16 protein-coding genes and 1 pseudogene are annotated in these 17,584 nt (G+C 70.1%); 12 read left to right on the top strand and 5 right to left on the bottom strand.

What is annotated here, in order from left to right; translation table 11 throughout:
* Positions 1-73 precede the first annotated feature (73 nt).
* The 6 genes and pseudogenes from pdxH (at position 74) to RT2_RS26260 (ending at position 5,219) form a co-directional block, all read left to right on the top strand.
* Complete coding sequence (pdxH, locus tag RT2_RS02545; RefSeq protein ID WP_072842954.1) at positions 74-775, top strand: pyridoxamine 5'-phosphate oxidase; 702 nt, start codon at positions 74-76, stop codon at positions 773-775.
* The gene (locus RT2_RS02540; protein ID WP_072842953.1) at positions 772-2,073 is read left to right on the top strand and encodes an MFS transporter; all 1,302 of its coding nucleotides are present in this window, start codon (positions 772-774) and stop codon (positions 2,071-2,073) included. Before pdxH ends, RT2_RS02540 begins: the two co-directional genes overlap by 4 nt.
* 24 nt (positions 2,074-2,097) lie before the next feature.
* Positions 2,098-3,045, top strand: a complete 948-nt coding sequence (locus tag RT2_RS02535) for an aldose 1-epimerase family protein (protein ID WP_072842952.1) — start codon at positions 2,098-2,100, stop codon at positions 3,043-3,045.
* 144 nt (positions 3,046-3,189) lie between these two features.
* A complete protein-coding gene (locus tag RT2_RS02530) occupies positions 3,190-4,488 on the top strand; it encodes a citrate synthase (RefSeq protein WP_072842951.1) in 1,299 nt (432 codons plus the stop codon).
* Positions 4,489-4,493: 5 nt separating this feature from the next.
* A pseudogene (locus RT2_RS26265) lies at positions 4,494-4,844 on the top strand (FKBP-type peptidyl-prolyl cis-trans isomerase); the annotation flags it as partial.
* Positions 4,845-4,850: 6 nt separating this feature from the next.
* Positions 4,851-5,219 (top strand): FKBP-type peptidyl-prolyl cis-trans isomerase, encoded by a 369-nt coding sequence (locus RT2_RS26260; RefSeq protein ID WP_281244405.1) that lies wholly within the window; start codon positions 4,851-4,853, stop codon positions 5,217-5,219.
* A 118-nt stretch (positions 5,220-5,337) separates the two neighbouring features.
* Here the strand turns inward: RT2_RS26260 and RT2_RS02520 are convergent, their stop codons facing one another.
* Together RT2_RS02520 and RT2_RS02515 are read right to left on the bottom strand one after the other, a co-directional pair.
* On the bottom strand, positions 5,338-6,675 hold the full coding sequence (locus tag RT2_RS02520) for a sensor histidine kinase (RefSeq protein WP_072842950.1): 1,338 nt from the start codon (positions 6,673-6,675) through the stop codon (positions 5,338-5,340).
* The gene (locus RT2_RS02515; RefSeq protein WP_072843223.1) at positions 6,672-7,427 is read right to left on the bottom strand and encodes a response regulator transcription factor; all 756 of its coding nucleotides are present in this window, start codon (positions 7,425-7,427) and stop codon (positions 6,672-6,674) included. Before RT2_RS02515 ends, RT2_RS02520 begins: the two co-directional genes overlap by 4 nt.
* Here RT2_RS02515 and RT2_RS02510 point away from each other — a divergent pair.
* Both RT2_RS02510 and RT2_RS02505 read left to right on the top strand, forming a co-directional pair.
* Positions 7,426-8,763 carry a cryptochrome/photolyase family protein gene (locus tag RT2_RS02510; protein ID WP_072842949.1) on the top strand — a complete coding sequence of 446 codons (1,338 nt, stop codon included), beginning with the start codon at positions 7,426-7,428 and terminating at the stop codon, positions 8,761-8,763. The genes RT2_RS02515 and RT2_RS02510 overlap by 2 nt on opposite strands.
* 20 nt (positions 8,764-8,783) lie before the next feature.
* Positions 8,784-10,262: an SDR family oxidoreductase gene (locus RT2_RS02505; RefSeq protein WP_072842948.1), complete on the top strand. Its 1,479-nt coding sequence runs from the start codon at positions 8,784-8,786 to the stop codon at positions 10,260-10,262.
* Positions 10,263-10,267: 5 nt separating this feature from the next.
* Here the strand turns inward: RT2_RS02505 and RT2_RS02500 are convergent, their stop codons facing one another.
* Positions 10,268-10,858 (bottom strand): lipocalin family protein, encoded by a 591-nt coding sequence (locus RT2_RS02500; protein WP_072842947.1) that lies wholly within the window; start codon positions 10,856-10,858, stop codon positions 10,268-10,270.
* A gap of 97 nt (positions 10,859-10,955) precedes the next feature.
* Here RT2_RS02500 and RT2_RS02495 point away from each other — a divergent pair, with 97 nt between their 5' ends.
* Positions 10,956-11,540: a DinB family protein gene (locus RT2_RS02495; RefSeq protein ID WP_072842946.1), complete on the top strand. Its 585-nt coding sequence runs from the start codon at positions 10,956-10,958 to the stop codon at positions 11,538-11,540.
* A 91-nt stretch (positions 11,541-11,631) separates the two neighbouring features.
* Positions 11,632-13,548 (top strand): HNH endonuclease signature motif containing protein, encoded by a 1,917-nt coding sequence (locus tag RT2_RS02490; RefSeq protein ID WP_072842945.1) that lies wholly within the window; start codon positions 11,632-11,634, stop codon positions 13,546-13,548.
* A 68-nt stretch (positions 13,549-13,616) separates the two neighbouring features.
* Here RT2_RS02490 and RT2_RS02485 read toward each other — a convergent pair whose 3' ends face one another.
* Positions 13,617-15,524 carry a propionyl-CoA synthetase gene (locus tag RT2_RS02485; protein ID WP_072842944.1) on the bottom strand — a complete coding sequence of 636 codons (1,908 nt, stop codon included), beginning with the start codon at positions 15,522-15,524 and terminating at the stop codon, positions 13,617-13,619.
* 314 nt (positions 15,525-15,838) lie between these two features.
* Here RT2_RS02485 and RT2_RS02480 point away from each other — a divergent pair, with 314 nt between their 5' ends.
* Complete coding sequence (locus tag RT2_RS02480) at positions 15,839-16,213, top strand: BlaI/MecI/CopY family transcriptional regulator (protein WP_217635575.1); 375 nt, start codon at positions 15,839-15,841, stop codon at positions 16,211-16,213.
* Entirely contained in the window at positions 16,210-17,160 is a 951-nt protein-coding gene (locus RT2_RS02475) for a M56 family metallopeptidase (RefSeq protein ID WP_072842942.1), read from the top strand. Before RT2_RS02480 ends, RT2_RS02475 begins: the two co-directional genes overlap by 4 nt.
* On the opposite strand, the gene RT2_RS02470 is transcribed toward RT2_RS02475, so the two are convergent.
* Positions 17,136-17,486 (bottom strand): hypothetical protein, encoded by a 351-nt coding sequence (locus tag RT2_RS02470; RefSeq protein WP_072842941.1) that lies wholly within the window; start codon positions 17,484-17,486, stop codon positions 17,136-17,138. The two genes, RT2_RS02475 and RT2_RS02470, sit on opposite strands and share 25 nt — an antisense overlap.
* Between the last annotated feature and the right edge of the window lie 98 nt (positions 17,487-17,584).

The raw sequence follows: 17,584 nt of genomic DNA, 5'->3' as shown, positions 1-17,584 counted from the left end.
CGGTTGTCTCGAAACTCTATCCCCTAACACGCGCCGGTCGGGGAGTGCGTACCCGGTAGTAACGTGTTCACCCGTGTCACCCGATTCCGACAACCTGCCCGCGGTACCCGCCGACCTGGCCGCGATGCGCGTGGGATACGCGGCTCAGGCGATGAATTCGCCTGCCCCGGAATCGAACCTGGATGTCGCGGCCCTCGAAGACGGCTGGTTGCCGCTGCTGCGCCGGTGGCTCGACCAGGCCCGTTCCGCCGGCGTGGTCGAGCCGAATGCGATGGTGCTGGCGACCGTCGACGAGGCGGGTCGGCCGGCCTCGCGCACGGTCCTGTGCAAGGGGTTGTCCGAGGAAGGGCTGGTTTTCTACACCAACTACGGCTCCACCAAGGCCAGGCAACTCGCGGCCGTCCCGTACGCCTCGGCGACCTTCGCCTGGACCGCGTTCGCACACCAGGTCACGGTCCGCGGCCCGGTCGAACGGGTGGCCCCCGAGGTCACCGCCGCCTACTGGCACACCCGCCCGCGGGGTTCGCAGCTCGGCGCCTGGGCCTCGCAGCAGTCGCAGCCGATCGAGTCCCGGAGCGCCCTCGACGCGAGGCTCGCGGAGGTCACCGCGCGGTTCGCAGACACGGAACAGGTTCCGGTGCTGCCGGACTGGGGCGGACTCCTGCTCCGGCCGGAGACCGTCGAGTTCTGGCAGGGCCGCGCCAACCGCATGCACAACCGGGTGCTCGTCACCCGAGCCGAGGGCGGCTGGACCGCGACGCGACTGCAACCGTGACCGGGAAACCCCGTCGGCGGCTGCTGGCCGACACCACCCCGCTGCGCGAGCCGCACTACCGGCGGTTGTGGGTGTCGGGCGTCGTCACCGTCATCGGTGCGCAGCTCAGCGTGGTCGCGGTGCCGCAGCAGGTCTACGAGATCACCCAGAGTTCGGCCTACGTCGGGCTGACGGGGGTGTTCGCGCTGGTCCCGCTGGTGCTTTTCGGCCTGTGGGGCGGCGCGCTCGCCGACGTGATGGACCGGCGGCGGCTGATGACGATCACCACGATCGGGCTGTCGGTGACCTCGCTGCTGTTCTGGGCGCAGGCCGCGGCCGGCATGGCCAACGTCTGGGTGGTACTCGGGTTGTTCTCGGTGCAGCAGGCGTTCTTCGCGGTCAACCAGCCGACCCGCGCCGCGATCATCCCGAGGCTGATCCCCGGCGACCAGTTGCCGGCGGCCAACTCCCTGAACATGACGGTCGTGCAGTTCGGCGCGATCGCCGGGCCGCTGCTGGCCGGCGTGCTGATCCCGACGATCGGGCTGGCCAGCCTGTACCTGATCGACACGGTGCTGCTGATGGCGACGCTGTGGGCGGTGCTGGCTCTGCCCGCGCTGCCGCCGACCGGGCACACCACGAAGGCCGGGCTGCGTGCCGTGCTGGACGGGTTCCGGTACCTGTCGACGCAGAAGGTGCTGCTGGCCTCGTTCGTGGTGGACATCGTCGCGATGGTGTTCGGCATGCCGCGGGCGCTGTTCCCGCAGATCGCCAACGAGACGTTCGGGGACCCGGTGACCGGCGGCGTCGCGCTGGGCCTGCTGTTCGCGGCGATGTCCGCGGGCGCGGTGCTCGGCGGCGTCTTCTCCGGCTGGTTGCCGGGGGTGCGGTACCAAGGCCGTGCGGTGGTGGCGTGCATCGTGCTCTGGGGGCTGGCGATGGTGGGCTTCGGCGTCACGGTCGGGCTGGCCAGCCCCGGTGACAGCGCGATCTTCCTCTGGGTGGCGCTGGGGTTCCTGGCGTTCGGCGGCGCGGTCGACATGGTCTCCGCGGCGTTCCGCAGCACCATGCTCCAGCAGGTGGCGACCGACGAGATGCGCGGCCGACTGCAGGGCGTGTTCATCGTGGTGGTCGCGGGCGGCCCCCGGATGGGCGACGTGCTGCACGGGGCGGCCGCCGCATCGGTCGGCACCGCGGTCGCCGCGGCCGGCGGCGGCATCCTGGTGGTGGTCGGGGTGGCCCTCGCCTGCCTGGCGTTCCCGATGTTCCTCCGATACCGCGTCGGGGAGGGCCGAGCGTCGGATTCGGTGGCAAGGTGAGGCGATTCGTGGACACTGGGATCCATGCCTGAGTCCGTGTCCCGCGTGATCGAGTCCGCCGGCGTGCGCGCCTACCCGCTCAGCTTCGGTGGTTACCGCGCCGAGGTGGTCTCCCGCGGCGCCGCGTTGCGACTGCTCGAGTGCGACGGCCGGGCCCTCACCGAGACGTGGTCCGCACAGGAGCGGCCGCCGCTGTCGGCGGGACTGGTGCTGGCGCCGTGGCCCAACCGGCTCCGGGACGGGCACTTCGTTTTCGACGGCGTCGAGCATCAGTTGTCGATCACCGAACCGGACCGGCACAACGCCATCCACGGCCTCGTGCGACGGGACGAGTGGCAGCTCGTCGAACGTACCGAGAGCAGTGTCGAGCAGACGATCCGGGTGGGCCTGCACAAGGGCTGGCCGTACCCGCTGCAGGTCGGGGTGCGTCACGAGCTGGGCCCGGACGGTCTCACCGTCACCCACACCGCCACCAACATCGGCGCGATGCCGGCCCCGTTCGGGCTCGGCGTGCACACCTACGTCCGCGTCGGGGACACCCCGCTCGACGACTGCACGCTGCAGCTGACCGCGGGCACCCGGCTGCCTCTCGACCCGGACCGGATGCTGCCCGAGGGCAACTCGCAGTCCGTCTACGGCACCGAGTTCGACTTCACCTCGCCACGCGACCTCGCGGGCGTGCGGTTGGACACCCCGTTCAGCTCGATCGTGCCGGACCCCGACGGCCGGGCCCGGCACGTGCTGCGCGCACCGGACGGCGCCGGCACGGTGTTGTGGACGGACCGCCGGTTCGGCTGGATCCAGGTGTTCACCGCGGATCCCGAGACCGGGAAGGGCTACCCGGGCCGCGGCCGGGCGCTGGCCGTCGAGCCGATGACCTGCCCGCCGGACGCCTTCAACTCGGGCATCGACCAACTTGTTCTCGCGCCCGGGCAAACTTGGAGCGGAAGCTGGGGGCTGGGCATATGCTGATCGGATAACCACAGCTCACGGCACTTTGACTGTGGCGCACAGAGCGCCACAGCGACCCTCGCTGGGCAGCCGAAGCTGACTGCGACTAGGTTCTACTCGACTGATATTGCTACTCGCAAGGTTCGAGTTTGAGAGGGGTCATCCGTGCCCGCTGCCGAAGAAACCAAGCCCACGCTCAGCTACCCCGGTGGCGAACATGCGATGACAATCGCGAGGGCCACCGAGGGTAATGACGGGATCGAGCTCGGCAAGCTCCTGTCCGCGACGGGGTACACCACCCTCGATCCGGGCTTCGTCAACACCGCATCCACCAAGTCTGCGATCACCTACATCGACGGCGACGCGGGCATCCTCCGCTACCGCGGGTACCCGATCGAGGAGCTGGCGGAGCGTTCGAGCTTCCTCGAGGTCAGCTACCTGCTGATCTACGGCGAGCTGCCCTCGGCCGACGAGCTGGCGGCCTTCGCCACCCGCATCCAGCGCCACACGATGCTGCACGAGGACCTCAAGCGGTTCTTCGACGGCTTCCCGCGCAACGCGCACCCGATGCCGGTGCTCTCCTCCGCGGTGAACGCGCTGTCCGCGTACTACCAGGACTCGCTGGACCCCGACGACCCGGAGCAGGTCGAGCTGTCGACCACCCGCCTGCTGGCGAAGATGCCGACCATCGCGGCCTACGCGTACAAGAAGTCCGTCGGGCAGCCGTTCCTGTACCCGGACAACTCGCTCTCCCTGGTCGAGAACTTCCTCCGGATGACGTTCGGTTTCCCGGCCGAGCCGTACGCGGTCGATCCCGAGGTCGCCAAGGCGCTCGACATGCTGCTGATCCTGCACGCCGACCACGAGCAGAACTGCTCGACGTCGACGGTGCGGATGGTCGGTTCCTCCGACGCCAACCTGTTCACCTCGGTCTCGGCCGGCATCAATGCACTGTGGGGCCCGCTGCACGGCGGCGCCAACCAGGCCGTGCTCGAGATGCTCGACGAGATCAAGGCCAGCGGCGGCGACGTCAAGGAGTTCGTCCGCAAGGTCAAGAACAAGGAAGACGGCGTGAAGCTCATGGGCTTCGGGCACCGCGTCTACCGCAACTACGACCCGCGCGCGGCGATCGCCAAGAAGGCCGCGGACACCATCCTGGCCAAGCTCGGCGGCGACGACGAGCTGCTCCAGATCGCGAAGGCGCTCGAGGAGGCCGCGCTCACCGACGAGTACTTCATCGAGCGCAAGCTGTACCCGAACGTCGACTTCTACACCGGTCTCATCTACCGCGCGATGGGCTTCCCGACGCGGATGTTCACCGTGCTGTTCGCGATGGGCCGGCTGCCCGGCTGGATCGCGCACTGGCGCGAGATGCACGAGGACCCGGCCACCAAGATCGGCCGCCCGCGTCAGATCTACACCGGCTACACCGAACGCAACTACACCGACCTGGAAAGCAGGTGACCCGCATGAGCAACGAGCCGGTAATCGAGTTTCAGGAGGGCCCCCCGCCCACCGAGCTCGTGATCAAGGACATCACCGTCGGTGACGGCGCCGAGGCCACTCCCGGCGCCAAGGTCGAGGTCCACTACCTCGGAGTCGAGTTCGAGTCCGGCGAGGAGTTCGACTCCTCCTGGAGCCGCGGCGAGTCCATCAAGTTCCCGCTCGCGGGCCTGATCGCCGGCTGGCAGGAGGGCATCCCCGGCATGAAGGTCGGGGGACGCCGTCAGCTGACCATCCCGCCGGAGCTGGCCTACGGCCCGGCCGGCGGTGGGCACCAGCTCTCCGGCAAGACGCTGGTCTTCGTGATCGACCTGCTCGACGTCGTGGTTCCGCCGGCGGCGCCGGTGATCGAGCCGGCCACCGGCCCGGCACCCGCAGAGCTCGTGATCGAGGACATCGAGGTCGGTGACGGCGCGGAGGCGCAGCCCGGCGCCGTCGTCGACGTCCACTACCACGGCGTCGAGTTCGACACCAACGAGGTGTTCGACTCCTCGTTCCTGCGTGGCGATTCCGTGAAGTTCCCTCTCGCCCAGCTGATTCCGGGCTGGCAGAAGGGTATCCCCGGCATGAAGGTCGGCGGCCGCCGCAAGCTCACGGTTCCGCCGGAGCTGGCCTACGGTCCGGCCGGTGGTGGGCACCAGCTCTCCGGCAAGACGCTGGTCTTCGTGATCGACCTGCTCGGCACGAGGTAGTCACACAGCCAAGACGCATCGCAGACAGGGCCCCGCATCGACACCGATGCGGGGCCCTGTTTCCGATCCGGGTCCGAAGGTCGGTCTGGGTGGGGTCGGAGGGCGACACCACCGGCACCTAGCCTCGCGGCTGGTTTCGCGGCGCCGCGAACTCGAGCACCAGGCGGGCGCCGCCCAGTTCGCTGTCCTCGAAGTAGGCCCGGCCGCCGTGCAACTGGGCCTGCTGTGCCACCAGCGCCAGGCCCAGTCCCGACCCGCCACGCGCGGCACCGGAGCCTCGGACGAAGCGCTCGAACACCGCTTCACGCTCGGTCACCGGCACGCCGGTGCCGTTGTCGTCGACGGTGACCGTCACCGCCTCCGGCCCGCTGCGCCGGGCCGTCAGCACCACCGTCGACCCCCCGCCGTGCCGGACCGCGTTGGCGATCGCGTTGTCCAGCGCGAGTCGCAGGCCGGCGGGCAGGCCGTTGATGACCAGTGAGGGGTCGGACTCCACCCGCACCGCGAGGCCGGGCAGTTGGCGCATGGCCTCCTGGGCGGCGATGTCACACAGCTCGGCCAGGTCGGTGGGCACGTGGTCGCGTTCGCTGGACAGCTCGCCCGACGCGAGCCGTTCGAGCGCGGACAGGGTGGCCTCGACGCGGCCCTGGGTGCGTGCCAGGTCTCCGAGGATCTCGGCGCGTTGGGCGTCGTCGAGTTGGAGGGTGCTGAGGACCTCGATGTCGGTGCGCATCGCGGTCAGCGGGGTCCGCAGTTCGTGCGCCGACGCGGCGGCGAAGTCGCGGGCGGTGTCCAGAGACGCCGCGGACTGCGCCTGCGCCTCGGCGATCCGCGCGAGCATCAGTTCCAGCTCGTCCGCCAGCTCCTCGGCCTCCCGGACGCCGGAGACCTTCGGCGGCGGGCCGGGCTGCGGCGTGCCGGCACCGATGTGCCGCGTCAACGCGGTGATCGGCCGGACCGCCCGGCCCCCGAAGATCCAGCCGAGACCGCCGGCGGCGGCGATCGCGAGCACACCGGAGACCGCCACCCAGCGTTGCTGTTCTGCGGTGACGTCACGGGCCTCCGCCGCGGGTACGGCAAGCGAGATCAGGCTGTCGCTGTCGGCGATTCGGCTGGTGTTCACCCGGTAGGCGGTGCCGTCCACGTGCACGGTCGCGGCGCCGGGGTCGAGTTCGGGAAGCCGGGTGGGGGTGCTCACGATGACGTCGGTTCCCGCCCGGATGGTCACGGCGAACGCGCCACCGTCGCCGAAGGTGGGCAGGAACGACGCGGCGGTCGCGGCGTTCGCGATCAGGACCCGCGTCGCCGTCTCCAACCGCCGGTCCAGTTGGTTCATGTTGTTGCGTGAGATCGCGAACGCGACAAAGACTCCCAGCAGGGCGACGATGACGGTGGCGCCGAGCGCGGTGGCTGCGGCGACGCGGGCGCGTAGCGAATAGGAGCGGCGAGGGCTCACTGCGCGTCCCGCAGCACGAACCCCACCCCGCGCACGGTCTGCAGGATGCGGGGGCGGCCGTCTGCCTCGAGCTTGCGGCGCAGGTAGCCGACGAACACGTCGACGACGTTGGTGTCGGCGACGAAGTCGTACCCCCAGACGAGTTCGAGCAGCCGTTCACGGCTCAGGACCACGCCGCTGTTGCGCGTCAGGACGGCGAGCAGCTCGAATTCCCTTTTGGTGAGCTCGATCTCGTGGCCGCCGACGACAGCGCGCCGACCGAGCAGGTCGACGGTCAGCGCGCCGACGGTCAGCGCGCCCTGCGGTGCGGGCGCCGGCGGCGGTGTCGCGCGCCGGCGCAGCATGGCGCGGATGCGAGCGACGAGCTCGGCCAGGACGAACGGTTTGACGAGGTAGTCGTCCGCGCCCGCCTCGAGTCCCGCCACCCGGTCATCCACCGAGGAACGGGCACTCAGCACGCAGATCGGGATGTCGTTGCCCATCGCGCGCAGCGCGGTCACCACGCTGGCGCCGTCGAGGACGGGCATGTTCATGTCCAGGACGATTGCGTCGGGGTTCCGGTCCGCGACCACCCTCAGGGCCTCCGCGCCGTTGGCCGCGGTGAGGATGGTGAATCCGGACAGCTGCAGGCCGCGGCGCAGGGAGAGCAGGACGTCCTGGTCGTCGTCGACGACCAGGACCGTGGCGGCGGCGGGTTCGGTCACCCCTGCATTGTGCCCGCACCCGCCGGGCGGGTGTAGAAAGACGGGCATGCCCGCCTCTGTCATGTGGTTTCGCCGGGACCTGCGCACCGGGGACCTGCCGGCGCTGTCCGCGGCGGCCGAGGCCGGCGCCGCGGGGGTGCTCGGGCTCTTCGTCCTGGACGAGTCGATTCTCGGGCCGTCCGGTGCGGTCCGGCGGGACCACCTGTTCCGCAGCCTGTCCGCACTCGACGAGCAGCTGGGCGGCCGCCTGTGCGTCGTGCGGGGCGATCCTGTGTCGGTCGTCCCCGCGGTCGCGGCGGCGGTCGGCGCGAGCGAGGTCCACGTCAGCGCGGACTACGGGCCGTACGGGCGTCGGCGCGACGAGGCGGTCGCCGAGCGGGTGCAGCTGGTGCGGACGGGCTCGCCCTATGCCGTCGCGCCTGGGCGGGTGACGAAGGCCGACGGCGGTCCCTACCGGGTGTTCACGCCGTACTTCCGACGGTGGCTCGACCACGGCTGGCGCGCACCCGCAGCCGGCTCGGGTGTCGCGGTGGACTGGCTCGATCCGGAACTTCCTGCGCGGGTGCCGGTCCCGCGACCCGCAACATCGGACGGGCCCGCGGCGGGGGAGCGCGCCGGGCTCGAGCGGTGGGCGCGGTTCCGTGACGGCGACCTCGCCGACTACCACAGGATTCGGGATCGGCCCGACCTCGACGGGACCAGCCGACTGTCGGTGGATCTCAAGTACGGGTCCGTCCACCCGCGCACCGTGCTCGCGGATCTCGCCGGTCTGCGCGGTGCTGGGCCGGAGGCCTTCCTGCGCCAGCTGGCGTGGCGTGAGTTCTACGCCGACGTGCTCTACCACCGCCCGGACAGTGCCCGGCACAACTACGACAGCCGGTTCGACGCGATCCGGTACGACACCGGCCCGGACGCCGAGTTGTCCTGGGCCGCATGGTGCGAAGGGCGAACGGGGTTCCCGATTGTCGACGCCGGGATGCGTCAGCTGCTCGCCGAGGGCTGGATGCACAACCGGGTCAGGATGATCGTCGCGTCCTTCCTGGTGAAGGACCTGCACCTGCCCTGGTGGCGTGGGGCCAGGTACTTCATGTCCCACCTGCTCGACGGCGACCTGGCCTCGAACCAGCACGGCTGGCAGTGGACCGCGGGCTGCGGAACCGATGCGGCGCCGTACTTTCGGGTGTTCAACCCGACGACTCAGGGCGAGAAGTTCGACCCGGACGGCGACTACGTGCGCCGCTGGGTACCGGAGTTGCGCGGGGTCCCGGGCGGCGCCGTGCACGCGCTGAAGGCCGGCCGCCCGTCCGGATACCCGGACCCCGTCGTCGACCACGCCATCGAGCGTCGAGAGTCGTTGGCGCGTCTCGGCGAACTCGGGCGCTGAGGCAGGGCTATCGTCGAGTGATGGGCGACCTGCGCGTGCTGGTCACGGGTGCGACTGGCTACATCGGTGGCCGGGTGACACCACGACTGCTCGCAGCCGCGTACTCGGTTCGGGTACTGGTGCGTTCCCCGGACAAGCTCCGGGACGTGCCGTGGGCGCATGACGTCGAGATCTTCCGCGGCGACCTGGACGACACCGACTCGCTGACAGCGGCGTTCGGGGACATCGACGTCGTCTACTACCTCGTCCACTCCATGGGCGGCGGCGAGGCGTTCACCGACGCCGAGCGCCGTGGCGCACAGCACGTGGTGGCCGCGGCGCGGTCCGCGGGCGTGTCGCGCATCGTCTACCTGGGTGGGCTGCACCCGGCGGGGGTGGAACTGTCTGCGCACCTGCGTTCCCGCACCCAGGTCGGGCGGATCCTGATCGACTCGGGAATCCCGACCATGGCGTTGCAGGCAGGGGTGGTCATCGGATCCGGTTCGGCATCGTTCGAGATGATCCGGCACCTGACCAATCGGCTGCCGGTGATGACGACGCCGCGGTGGGTGAACAACCGGATCCAACCGATCGCGGTCCGGGACGTCCTGCACTACCTGGTTGCCGCGGCGGAGGCCCCGTTGCCGCGCAGTCGTACCTACGACATCGGTGGACCGGACGTGATGGGCTACGGCGACATGATGAGGACCTACGCGCAGGTCGCGGGTCTGGCCAACCGTCGCATCCTGGTCCTCCCGGTGCTGACGCCGCGGCTGGCCGGCCTGTGGATCGGGCTGGTGACCCCGATCCCGTCTCGTCTGGGGCGGGCGCTGATCGAGTCGTTGCAGAACGACGCGGTGATGACCGAACACGGCATCGACGACGTCATTGCGCCGCCTGCGGGCGGACTCACCCCGTACCGGGAGGCGGTGCGGTTGGCCCTGGGCCGCATCGAGCGGGGCGAGGTGGAGACGACGTGGGCGAACGCCGCACCGGTTGGAGCGCCCTCGGACCCGCTCCCGTCTGACCCGGTCTGGGCCGGCGAGGTGGTGTTCACCGACGAACGCAGCAAGACCTGTGAGGCGGACGCGCAGACGCTGTGGCAGGTGGTCGAGAGCATCGGCGGCGAGAACGGCTGGTACTCCTTCCCGCTGGCGTGGGCGGTCCGCGGCTGGCTGGACCGGCTGGTCGGCGGGGTGGGCCTCAGTCGCGGCCGTCGTGATGCGCGACGGCTCCAGACCGGGGACGCGCTCGACTTCTGGCGGGTGGAGAAGATCGAACGCGGCGCCCTACTGCGACTGCGGGCGGAGATGCGCGCGCCGGGTGGCGCCTGGCTCGAGTGGCGGGTCCGCGCCGCGGCGCGCGGTTCTCGCCTCGACCAGCGGGCAATCTTCTTCCCACGCGGAATCGCCGGCCGCGCCTACTGGTACGCGCTCCTGCCGTTCCACGGGGTCATCTTCAAGGGCATGGTCAACAACATCACCGGAACCGCTGCCCGTCGGCATCAGAGCGCATCCTGAAGCCGTCAGAGCGTGCAGAGCGGACGGATGTCGTCGCGTCCGCCGGAGGTAGGCGTGGTGAGAAGCAGGCACGAGTTGTACCCGCGTGACTCGACCACCGCACGGATCTGCCGCCACTGCTCGGCGGTGACGGCCGGGACCCGCGACAGCACGAAGCCGGAGAAACGGGCCGGGTCCCCGACCAACGCCCACGAGTAGTCCTCGGCGAGGTAGGTCACGACGTAGTTGGTCGGTCCGTCCGGCGAGTCCTGGGACCGCACGCCGGGGAAGCTCACGTGCAACTGCGCGTTCGTGACCGGGTCGTTGACTCGTGCATTGCCGACGATCTCGTTGCGGCTCCCGGACCAGGTCTCGCAGCTGTTCTGGACCCGGACGTTCCGGGCGTCTACCAGCGAGTACGTCGCACGGGTGTCGCGCGCGCAGTCGAGGCTGAACGGTTGTGGCACCGCGGCGAGCTGCAGCCAGGTCCCGGTGTACCGCCCGATGTCGACGGCGGCCACCGGCGCCAACGGTGCAGGCTGGGCCTGGGCAGGGACCGCAAGGAGAAGGGCGGATCCCGCGGCGAGCAGTGCTCCGACGGCGTTTCTCACAATCAACCTCCGCTGCCTGGTGTTCGTGTCAGTGGTGATTCGGCGCCGCGCGCCGGGCGGATTGGTCTACCGGTGTCTTCGATTGTCCGCCTAGGCTGCCTGGATGACCTCGCAAGCCGCGAACAAGTCAGACCTGATCGGGCGACTGCAGGTGCTGCGTGAATCGGTCCTGTGGAAGCTGGAGGGTCTCTCGGAGTACGACCTCCGCCGTCCTTTGACGCCGACCGGTACCAACCTTCTCGGTCTCGTCAAACACCTGGCCGCGTGCGAATTCGGCTACTTCGGAGATGTCTTCGGACGGCCCGCCCCCATGGAGTTGCCCTGGGACCGGCCCGGCGCCGCCGAGAACGTCGACCTGTGGGCGACCCCGGAGGAGTCGACGGAGTTCATTGTGGACGGTCTCTACCGACGTTCGTGGGAGCACGCGGGTGAGACGTTCGGCGCCCTCGATCTCGACTCTCCCGGATGCGCGCCGGGGTGGCCCGACGAGAATGTCACCCTGCACCAGATCCTGCTGCACATGAACATCGAGACGGCACGCCACGCCGGGCACGCCGACATCGGTCGGGAGCTGATCGACGGCGTCGCGGGAATGACGAAGGGTAACGACAACCTGCCCTACACAGACGCCGACCGTCGTTTCGCGCACTACCGACGCGTCCAGGCCGCAGCCGACGCCGTTCGCTGAGGGCCGGTCGCGGACGGCCGGTATTTACCCCTGACCGGCGGTGATCGGTGGATTTGGTCGGTTGTCGGACCCCCGGCGTAGCGTCGCATCCATGTTCGAAACCAGGGGTGGTGGAGCGAACTCGAGGGTCGAGGCGGAGACCTCGGCGGCGCTGGCCGAAGCGATCGACCTGACCGAGGCGACCGAGACGGCGCGCGGTGAGAACACGTGCGCGGCACTCAAGGTGCTCGCGGCGGGCCGGTTCTGGGAATCGTGGATCGAGCGGGACGTGCGGCTGGGGTCGGGGGACATCACCGACTGCGGCAACAATGCGATCGCGGAGTTGGCAGTGCACTGGGGATGTTCCCGGACGGTCGCGCAGGGTCACGCGGAGTTGGGGATGGATCTGCGGCTGCGGTTGCCCAGGGTGCGGGCGGCCTTCGAGGCGGGCGATCTCGACTTCGCACGGGTGCGGGTGATTGCGCGGGACACGGCCGGATTGCGGCCCGAGACGGTGGCGTCGCTGGAAACGGAGATCGTTGCTGCCGCACGGCAGTTGACGCCGGGACCGTTGGCGGGGGAGATCTTTCGCTTGATCTGCGAGTACTCGCCGCAGGAGGCGGCCGAGCAGCGGGAGTTCGAGCGGCGCGGTCGGCGGGTGGTGCGGCGGTCGAGGGGGAGTTCGTCGGTGATCGAGGTGACGGTGTCGCCCGAGGAGGGCGCGCAGTTCATGCAACTGGTCGCGGAGATGGCGTCGACGGTGTGTCGGCACGACCTGCGGGGTGCCCAGCAGCGGATGGCCGATGCGGTGATGGCGATCATGCACGGTGAGCCGCACCTGGCGTGCCTGTGCGAGCGGGAGGACTGTACTGCGTCGGGGAGGGCGTCGCTGCCGGGCCGGCGGGCGCCGTTGACGCAGATCACGGTCGACGTCGCGACCCTGGTCGGGTTGTTGTCGCAGCCGGCATACCTGCACGGGCACGGCTTCATCGATCCGGAGCTGGCGAGGCGGTTAGCTGCGGACGGGACCTGGCAGGTGCTGTTGGCGGAGGCACTGGACATTGCGGAGAAGCAAGGCTTGGTCACCGATGTAGGCGATGTTGCCGAGGCGGTGACCGCCGATGTCGGAGCCGATGCTGCTGCAGTCGACGGTGCCGCGACCGATGCTGCTGCAACCACCGACGCTCCATCTACGGCCGGCGTAGCCGATCTCGAGACGCAACCCGTTGCGCGGGGCACCGCTTCGGTGGGTGGGCAGGCACTCGTGGCTGAGGCAGCCTGCGCGTCATCGAACGATCCACCCGCAGGCTCGGATCCCGAGGCGCCGCCGGCGCTACGGTCGCGGTACCGAGTGCGTTCGTTCCTTGCCCGCGGTGGTCGCCGCAGGGCCGGATACGTGCCCGACTACGGACCGCGACCACCCGGCAAACCGTGCTCGGCAGCCTCGGTGCGGTCTGCGAGGTCGGGTGCCCGAGCAGGCAAGCGGACCCGGGGTGAGCCCCCGATGCGACCGGTACCGCTCAGTCTCGGCACGGTCGCCGATGCGATCCTTGCCGCGGTGCGGGCCGATCCGACTCTCGCGCTGGGGCAGTACCCGAACGGGCACGGGGGATTGCCGGCGCCGCCGGACGGTGCGCTGACCTACCGCCCGGACGCGGCAACGGTGGCGATGGTCCGTGCCCGGGACGGGCACTGCCGGTTCCCGGGCTGCGCCCGTCCTGCCGACGCATGCCAGGTCGACCACATCGTCGAGTTCCGAATATGGGACCCCGCCGCGGGTGGGTGGACGATTGTCTCCAACCTGGAGTGCCTGTGTGCCTTTCATCATCAGCTCAAGACGTTGCGGCTGTGGAACGTGGTCGCGCTGCGCGGTCACGCCCTGTTGTGGACTTCGAGTCTCGGTACGAGCGAGGTGACGCTGCCGGCGGGTGCGCAGGGCAGCGACTCGCTGGCGGTACCCGGCCCGCGGATCGTCGGCAGTCGCGGCCACCACAGATCGGCGAATCCCGAGGAACCGCCGTCGTTTTGAGTGTCCGACTCGTCGGTGACGGCCGCGACCGGGAGGGCCGCGGCCTCACCGAACTGTGGTCGCGGCGGTCAGGCGCCGGGACCGAGCAGCTTGGCCAATGCGTCGAGCACCGCCGGATCCTCGATCGTGGACGGCACCGTGTACTCGTCGTGGTCGGCGATCTGACGCATCGTCTTGCGCAGAATCTTGCCGGACCGGGTCTTCGGCAGGGCCTGCACCACGGTCACGTCACGGAAGGTCGCGACGGCACCGATCTGGTCGCGGACCATCGCGACCAGGTCCTTGCGCAGCTGCTCGGGATCGATCTCGGAACCGGACTTGAGCACCACGTAGCCGCTGGGCCGCTGGCCCTTGAGCTCGTCCCGGATCCCGATCACCGCGCACTCGGCGACCTCGGGGTGCTCGGCCACCACGGCCTCCATGCTGCCGGTCGAGAGCCGGTGCCCGGCAACGTTGATCACGTCGTCGCTGCGGCCGAGCACGAACACGTACCCGTCCTCGTCGATGTACCCGGAGTCGCCGGTCAGGTAGTAGCCGTCGAAGGTGGACAGGTACGACCTGACGTACCGGTCCTCGTCGCGCCAGAGCCCGGCGAGCGTGCCGGGCGGCATCGGCAGGGCGATGACGATGTTGCCCTCGGTGCCCGCCTCGACCGGCGCACCCTCGCCGTCCAGGATCTCGACGCGGTAGCCCGGCACCGGGACGGTGGGGGATCCGGCCTTGATCGGCATCGGCTCGAGGCCCCGCAGGTTCGCGCAGATCGCCCAACCGGTCTCGGTCTGCCACCAGTGGTCGACGACCGGCACGCCGAGCACCCTGCCCGCCCACTCGTAGGTGTCGGGGTCGAGCCGCTCGCCCGCGGCGAAGAGTGTCGTCAGCGACGAGATGTCGTAGTTGGCAAGTTCTTTCGCATCCGGATCCTCTTTGCGGATCGCGCGGATCGCGGTCGGTGCGGTGAACAGCGCCCGCACCTGGTGGTCCTGAACCACCCGCCAGAATGCGCCGGCGTCGGGCGTGCCCACCGGCTTGCCCTCGTACATCACGGTGGTGGCGCCGGCGAGCAGTGGGCCGTACACGATGTACGAGTGCCCGACCACCCAGCCGACGTCGGAGGCCGTCCACATCACCTGTCCGGCGCCGATGTCGTAGAGGTTGCGCATCGACCAGGTCAACGCCACCGCGTGCCCGCCGTTGTCGCGGACCACACCCTTCGGCTTCCCGGTGGTGCCCGAGGTGTACAGGATGTAGAGCGGATCGGTCGCGGCCACGGACACGCAGTCCGCGGGGGCGGCCGCGGCGACCTCGGCGTCCCAGTCCAGCCAGCCCGCGACGTCGGCAGCGGTGCCGGGGATGCTCGGACGGTCCTTGACGATCACGACGGCGGGCGCCTTGTCGGTCAGCCCGAGCGCCCGCTCGACCATCGGCAGGTACTCGATGGTGCGGCCCGGCTCGAGTCCGCCGGACGCGGTCACCAGCGCCTTCGGCTCCGCGTCGTCGATACGGGCGGCCAGCTCGGCGGCGGCGAACCCGCCGAACACCACCGAGTGCACCGCGCCGATGCGCGCGCAGGCGAGCATTGCGACGGCCGCCTCCGGGATCATCGGCATGTACACGATGACGCGGTCGCCGGCCGAGATGCCCTGCGCGGTCAGCACTCCGGCGAACCGGGACACCTCGTCGAGCAGCTGCGCGTAGCTGTAGGTGCGGGTGGTGCCGAGCATGGCGGAGTCGTAGATCAGCGCGGCCTGTTCACCCCGGCCCGCCGCCACGTGCCGGTCGAGCGCGTTGCGGCAGGTGTTCATCGTCGCGTCCGGGTACCAGCGGTACATCGGGGCGGATGACGAGTCCAGCGCACGAGTCGGGGCGACGTCCCAGTCGACGGCTTCCGCGGCCTCGAGCCAGAACTGTTCCGGCTGCTCGACGCTCTGACGGAAGGCCTCGGCGTATGAGCCCGTGGCCCGCTCGACTGCACTCATCGGCTGTCCTCTCCCAGTACTTGTGTGCTTGTGACGTGCACTGAACACTAGGGGACACCGGCGTGCACACAGCGCGAATACGAGGTCGGCAACACCAGTCCGTCGGTGGTTGGCGCCGAACTGTCGGCGAACGGTCGTCACCGCCGCCCGGGGTGGCCGCCGACGGGGTCGTCCTCGGGCCGCGCACTCGAACAGGGCACCTCGAAACTTGACTCTCGATTGGTAGCGTTTTGTACTTGCGGCATGGCACGAGCGAGCGGAACCCGCGCTGACGAGAAGCTCGGCTTCCCGGGACCCGCCGGGGTGGCCGCGTGATCGGACTCGGTGACCTCGAGACCGCGGTGATGGACGTGCTGTGGAGCGTGGACGAACCGGTCCGCGTGCGAGACGTGATGGATCGACTGCAACCCCCGCGGCCGCTTGCGTACACGACCGTGATGACGGTCCTCGACAATCTGCACACCAAGGGCATGGTGTCCCGGCAACGCGTCGGACGGGCCTATCGGTACCGAGCCACACGCAGCCGGGAGGAGACCGCGGCCGATCTGCTTCGTCAGGTGCTCCGCTCGAGCGGGGACGCCGAACAGGTCATGCTGCACTTCGCGAACTCGGCCTCGGAGGACGAGTCGAGGATCCTGCGTCGGGCCGCACGTCGTACGCAGACGCGCCGACGCGGCGGTCTCGGGTGATCGCCGCGATCGGCCTGCTCGCCGCCACGGTGGTTCTCGGGTTCGCGGCGCCGCACTGGCTCGGCCTGCTCGCGGCGCCGCACCGGCACCCGCGGGTGGCCCTCGCGGCCTGGCTGACGTCGCAGGCACTGTTCGTCGGTGCGGTGGCGGCCGTGCCACTCGTCCTGTGGGTGCGGCCGGGAGATCGCTGGCACCTCCTGCCCTCGTCGACGCTCTCGTGTGTCAGCTCCCTGCGCCAGAACGGCACTGTTCCTTGGTTTCTCGCAGTCGAGGCGACGCTATGGGCTGTCGGCTTGCTGTTGGTCGGAAGGATCGCGCTGGTCGTCTCGCGGGGTCTGCTCCGCCATCGCCGGGTCACCGAGGAGCACGCGTCGGTGCTGCGCCTGGTGGGACGGCGGAACTCGACCGACGGCGACGTCTTCCACGTCGTCGGGCCGGGGGTCGCGGCGTACAGCATCGGCGGCCGCTCCCCGGCGATCGTGCTGGGAACGGGTGTGATGGATCTCGAGCCGCCGGCCAGGGAGGCGATCCTGGCCCACGAACGCGCCCACCTGAGAGGCCGCCATCACCTGTTGGTGGCGTGGGCCGACGCATTGAGCGCCGCCGTCCCGGTGGTCCCGCTGGCGCGGGTGGGCGCGACGTGGGTTCGGGTGCTGGTGGAGTTGTCCGCGGACCGTCAGGCCGCCGCGTCGTGTGGTCCTTCAGCGGTGTGCGCGGCGCTGGAGCGATGGCACGACGAACCGCGGGACTCCCGGCCGGCGGCGATGTCGGCCGCGGGCTTCGTCGAGGATCGCGTGGTGTGGCTGTCGGGGCAGTGCGCGTCGCGCCGTGGGGCGCAGGTCCTGCACTATCCGCTCGCGCTCACCCTGTCGGCCCTGCCGGTGCTGGCGACGGTCTCTGTCGTGGTCACGGCGCTCGCGGCCTACTGCGCGATGCTCGGCTCCTGAGCCGCGGCGGTGCGCTCGGCGGGGCCGGCGCAGTCGGGACCGCACAGGCTCTGACGACGGCGCAGCACGACGGCGATGGTCAGCATCGCGAGCGAGATGACCGCGAGCACCACCCCGGCCATCGCGCCGGTCGGTCGGCGTTCCTGGGCGCCGGGGCGGATGCCGAACCACAGGGCCGTCAGGGTCGCGGTGGCCACGTGGACCGGGTGCTCCCACCCGCGCGCGGGCACCTCGCGTCCGAAGAACCGGGTGTCGATGATGTCCGTCGGAACGCCCACCGCGATCACGGTCACGAGACCCGCCGCGAGTGCGCGCACCAAATACATTCCACTGCCGGTGTTTTCGGTCACAGTGAGTGGAGTCCTTCGTCGGCGCAAGCCTGAAGAACTACTAAGGAGGATAGTAGGTCCAGGTACTATCTCCG

Source organism: Rhodococcus tukisamuensis NBRC 100609, assembly GCF_001894985.1.
Classification (GTDB): Bacteria; Actinomycetota; Actinomycetes; order Mycobacteriales; family Mycobacteriaceae; genus Rhodococcus_G; species Rhodococcus_G tukisamuensis.
The sequence above is the reverse complement of the archived record's forward strand: the minus strand, read 5'-3'. Positions and strand labels throughout refer to the sequence as shown.

Excerpts from the sequence above, each read along its gene's own strand:
- RT2_RS02470 (WP_072842941.1), bottom strand. The coding sequence starts at position 17,486 with ATGTATTTGGTGCGCGCACTCGCGGCGGGTCTCGTGACCGTGATCGCG.
- RT2_RS02510 (WP_072842949.1), top strand. The coding sequence starts at position 7,426 with ATGCCCGCCTCTGTCATGTGGTTTCGCCGGGACCTGCGCACCGGGGAC.
- RT2_RS02495 (WP_072842946.1), top strand. The coding sequence starts at position 10,956 with ATGACCTCGCAAGCCGCGAACAAGTCAGACCTGATCGGGCGACTGCAG.
- RT2_RS02505 (WP_072842948.1), top strand. The coding sequence starts at position 8,784 with ATGGGCGACCTGCGCGTGCTGGTCACGGGTGCGACTGGCTACATCGGT.
- RT2_RS02490 (WP_072842945.1), top strand. The coding sequence starts at position 11,632 with ATGTTCGAAACCAGGGGTGGTGGAGCGAACTCGAGGGTCGAGGCGGAG.
- RT2_RS02535 (WP_072842952.1), top strand. The coding sequence starts at position 2,098 with ATGCCTGAGTCCGTGTCCCGCGTGATCGAGTCCGCCGGCGTGCGCGCC.
- RT2_RS02515 (WP_072843223.1), bottom strand. The coding sequence starts at position 7,427 with ATGCCCGTCTTTCTACACCCGCCCGGCGGGTGCGGGCACAATGCAGGG.
- RT2_RS02485 (WP_072842944.1), bottom strand. The coding sequence starts at position 15,524 with ATGAGTGCAGTCGAGCGGGCCACGGGCTCATACGCCGAGGCCTTCCGT.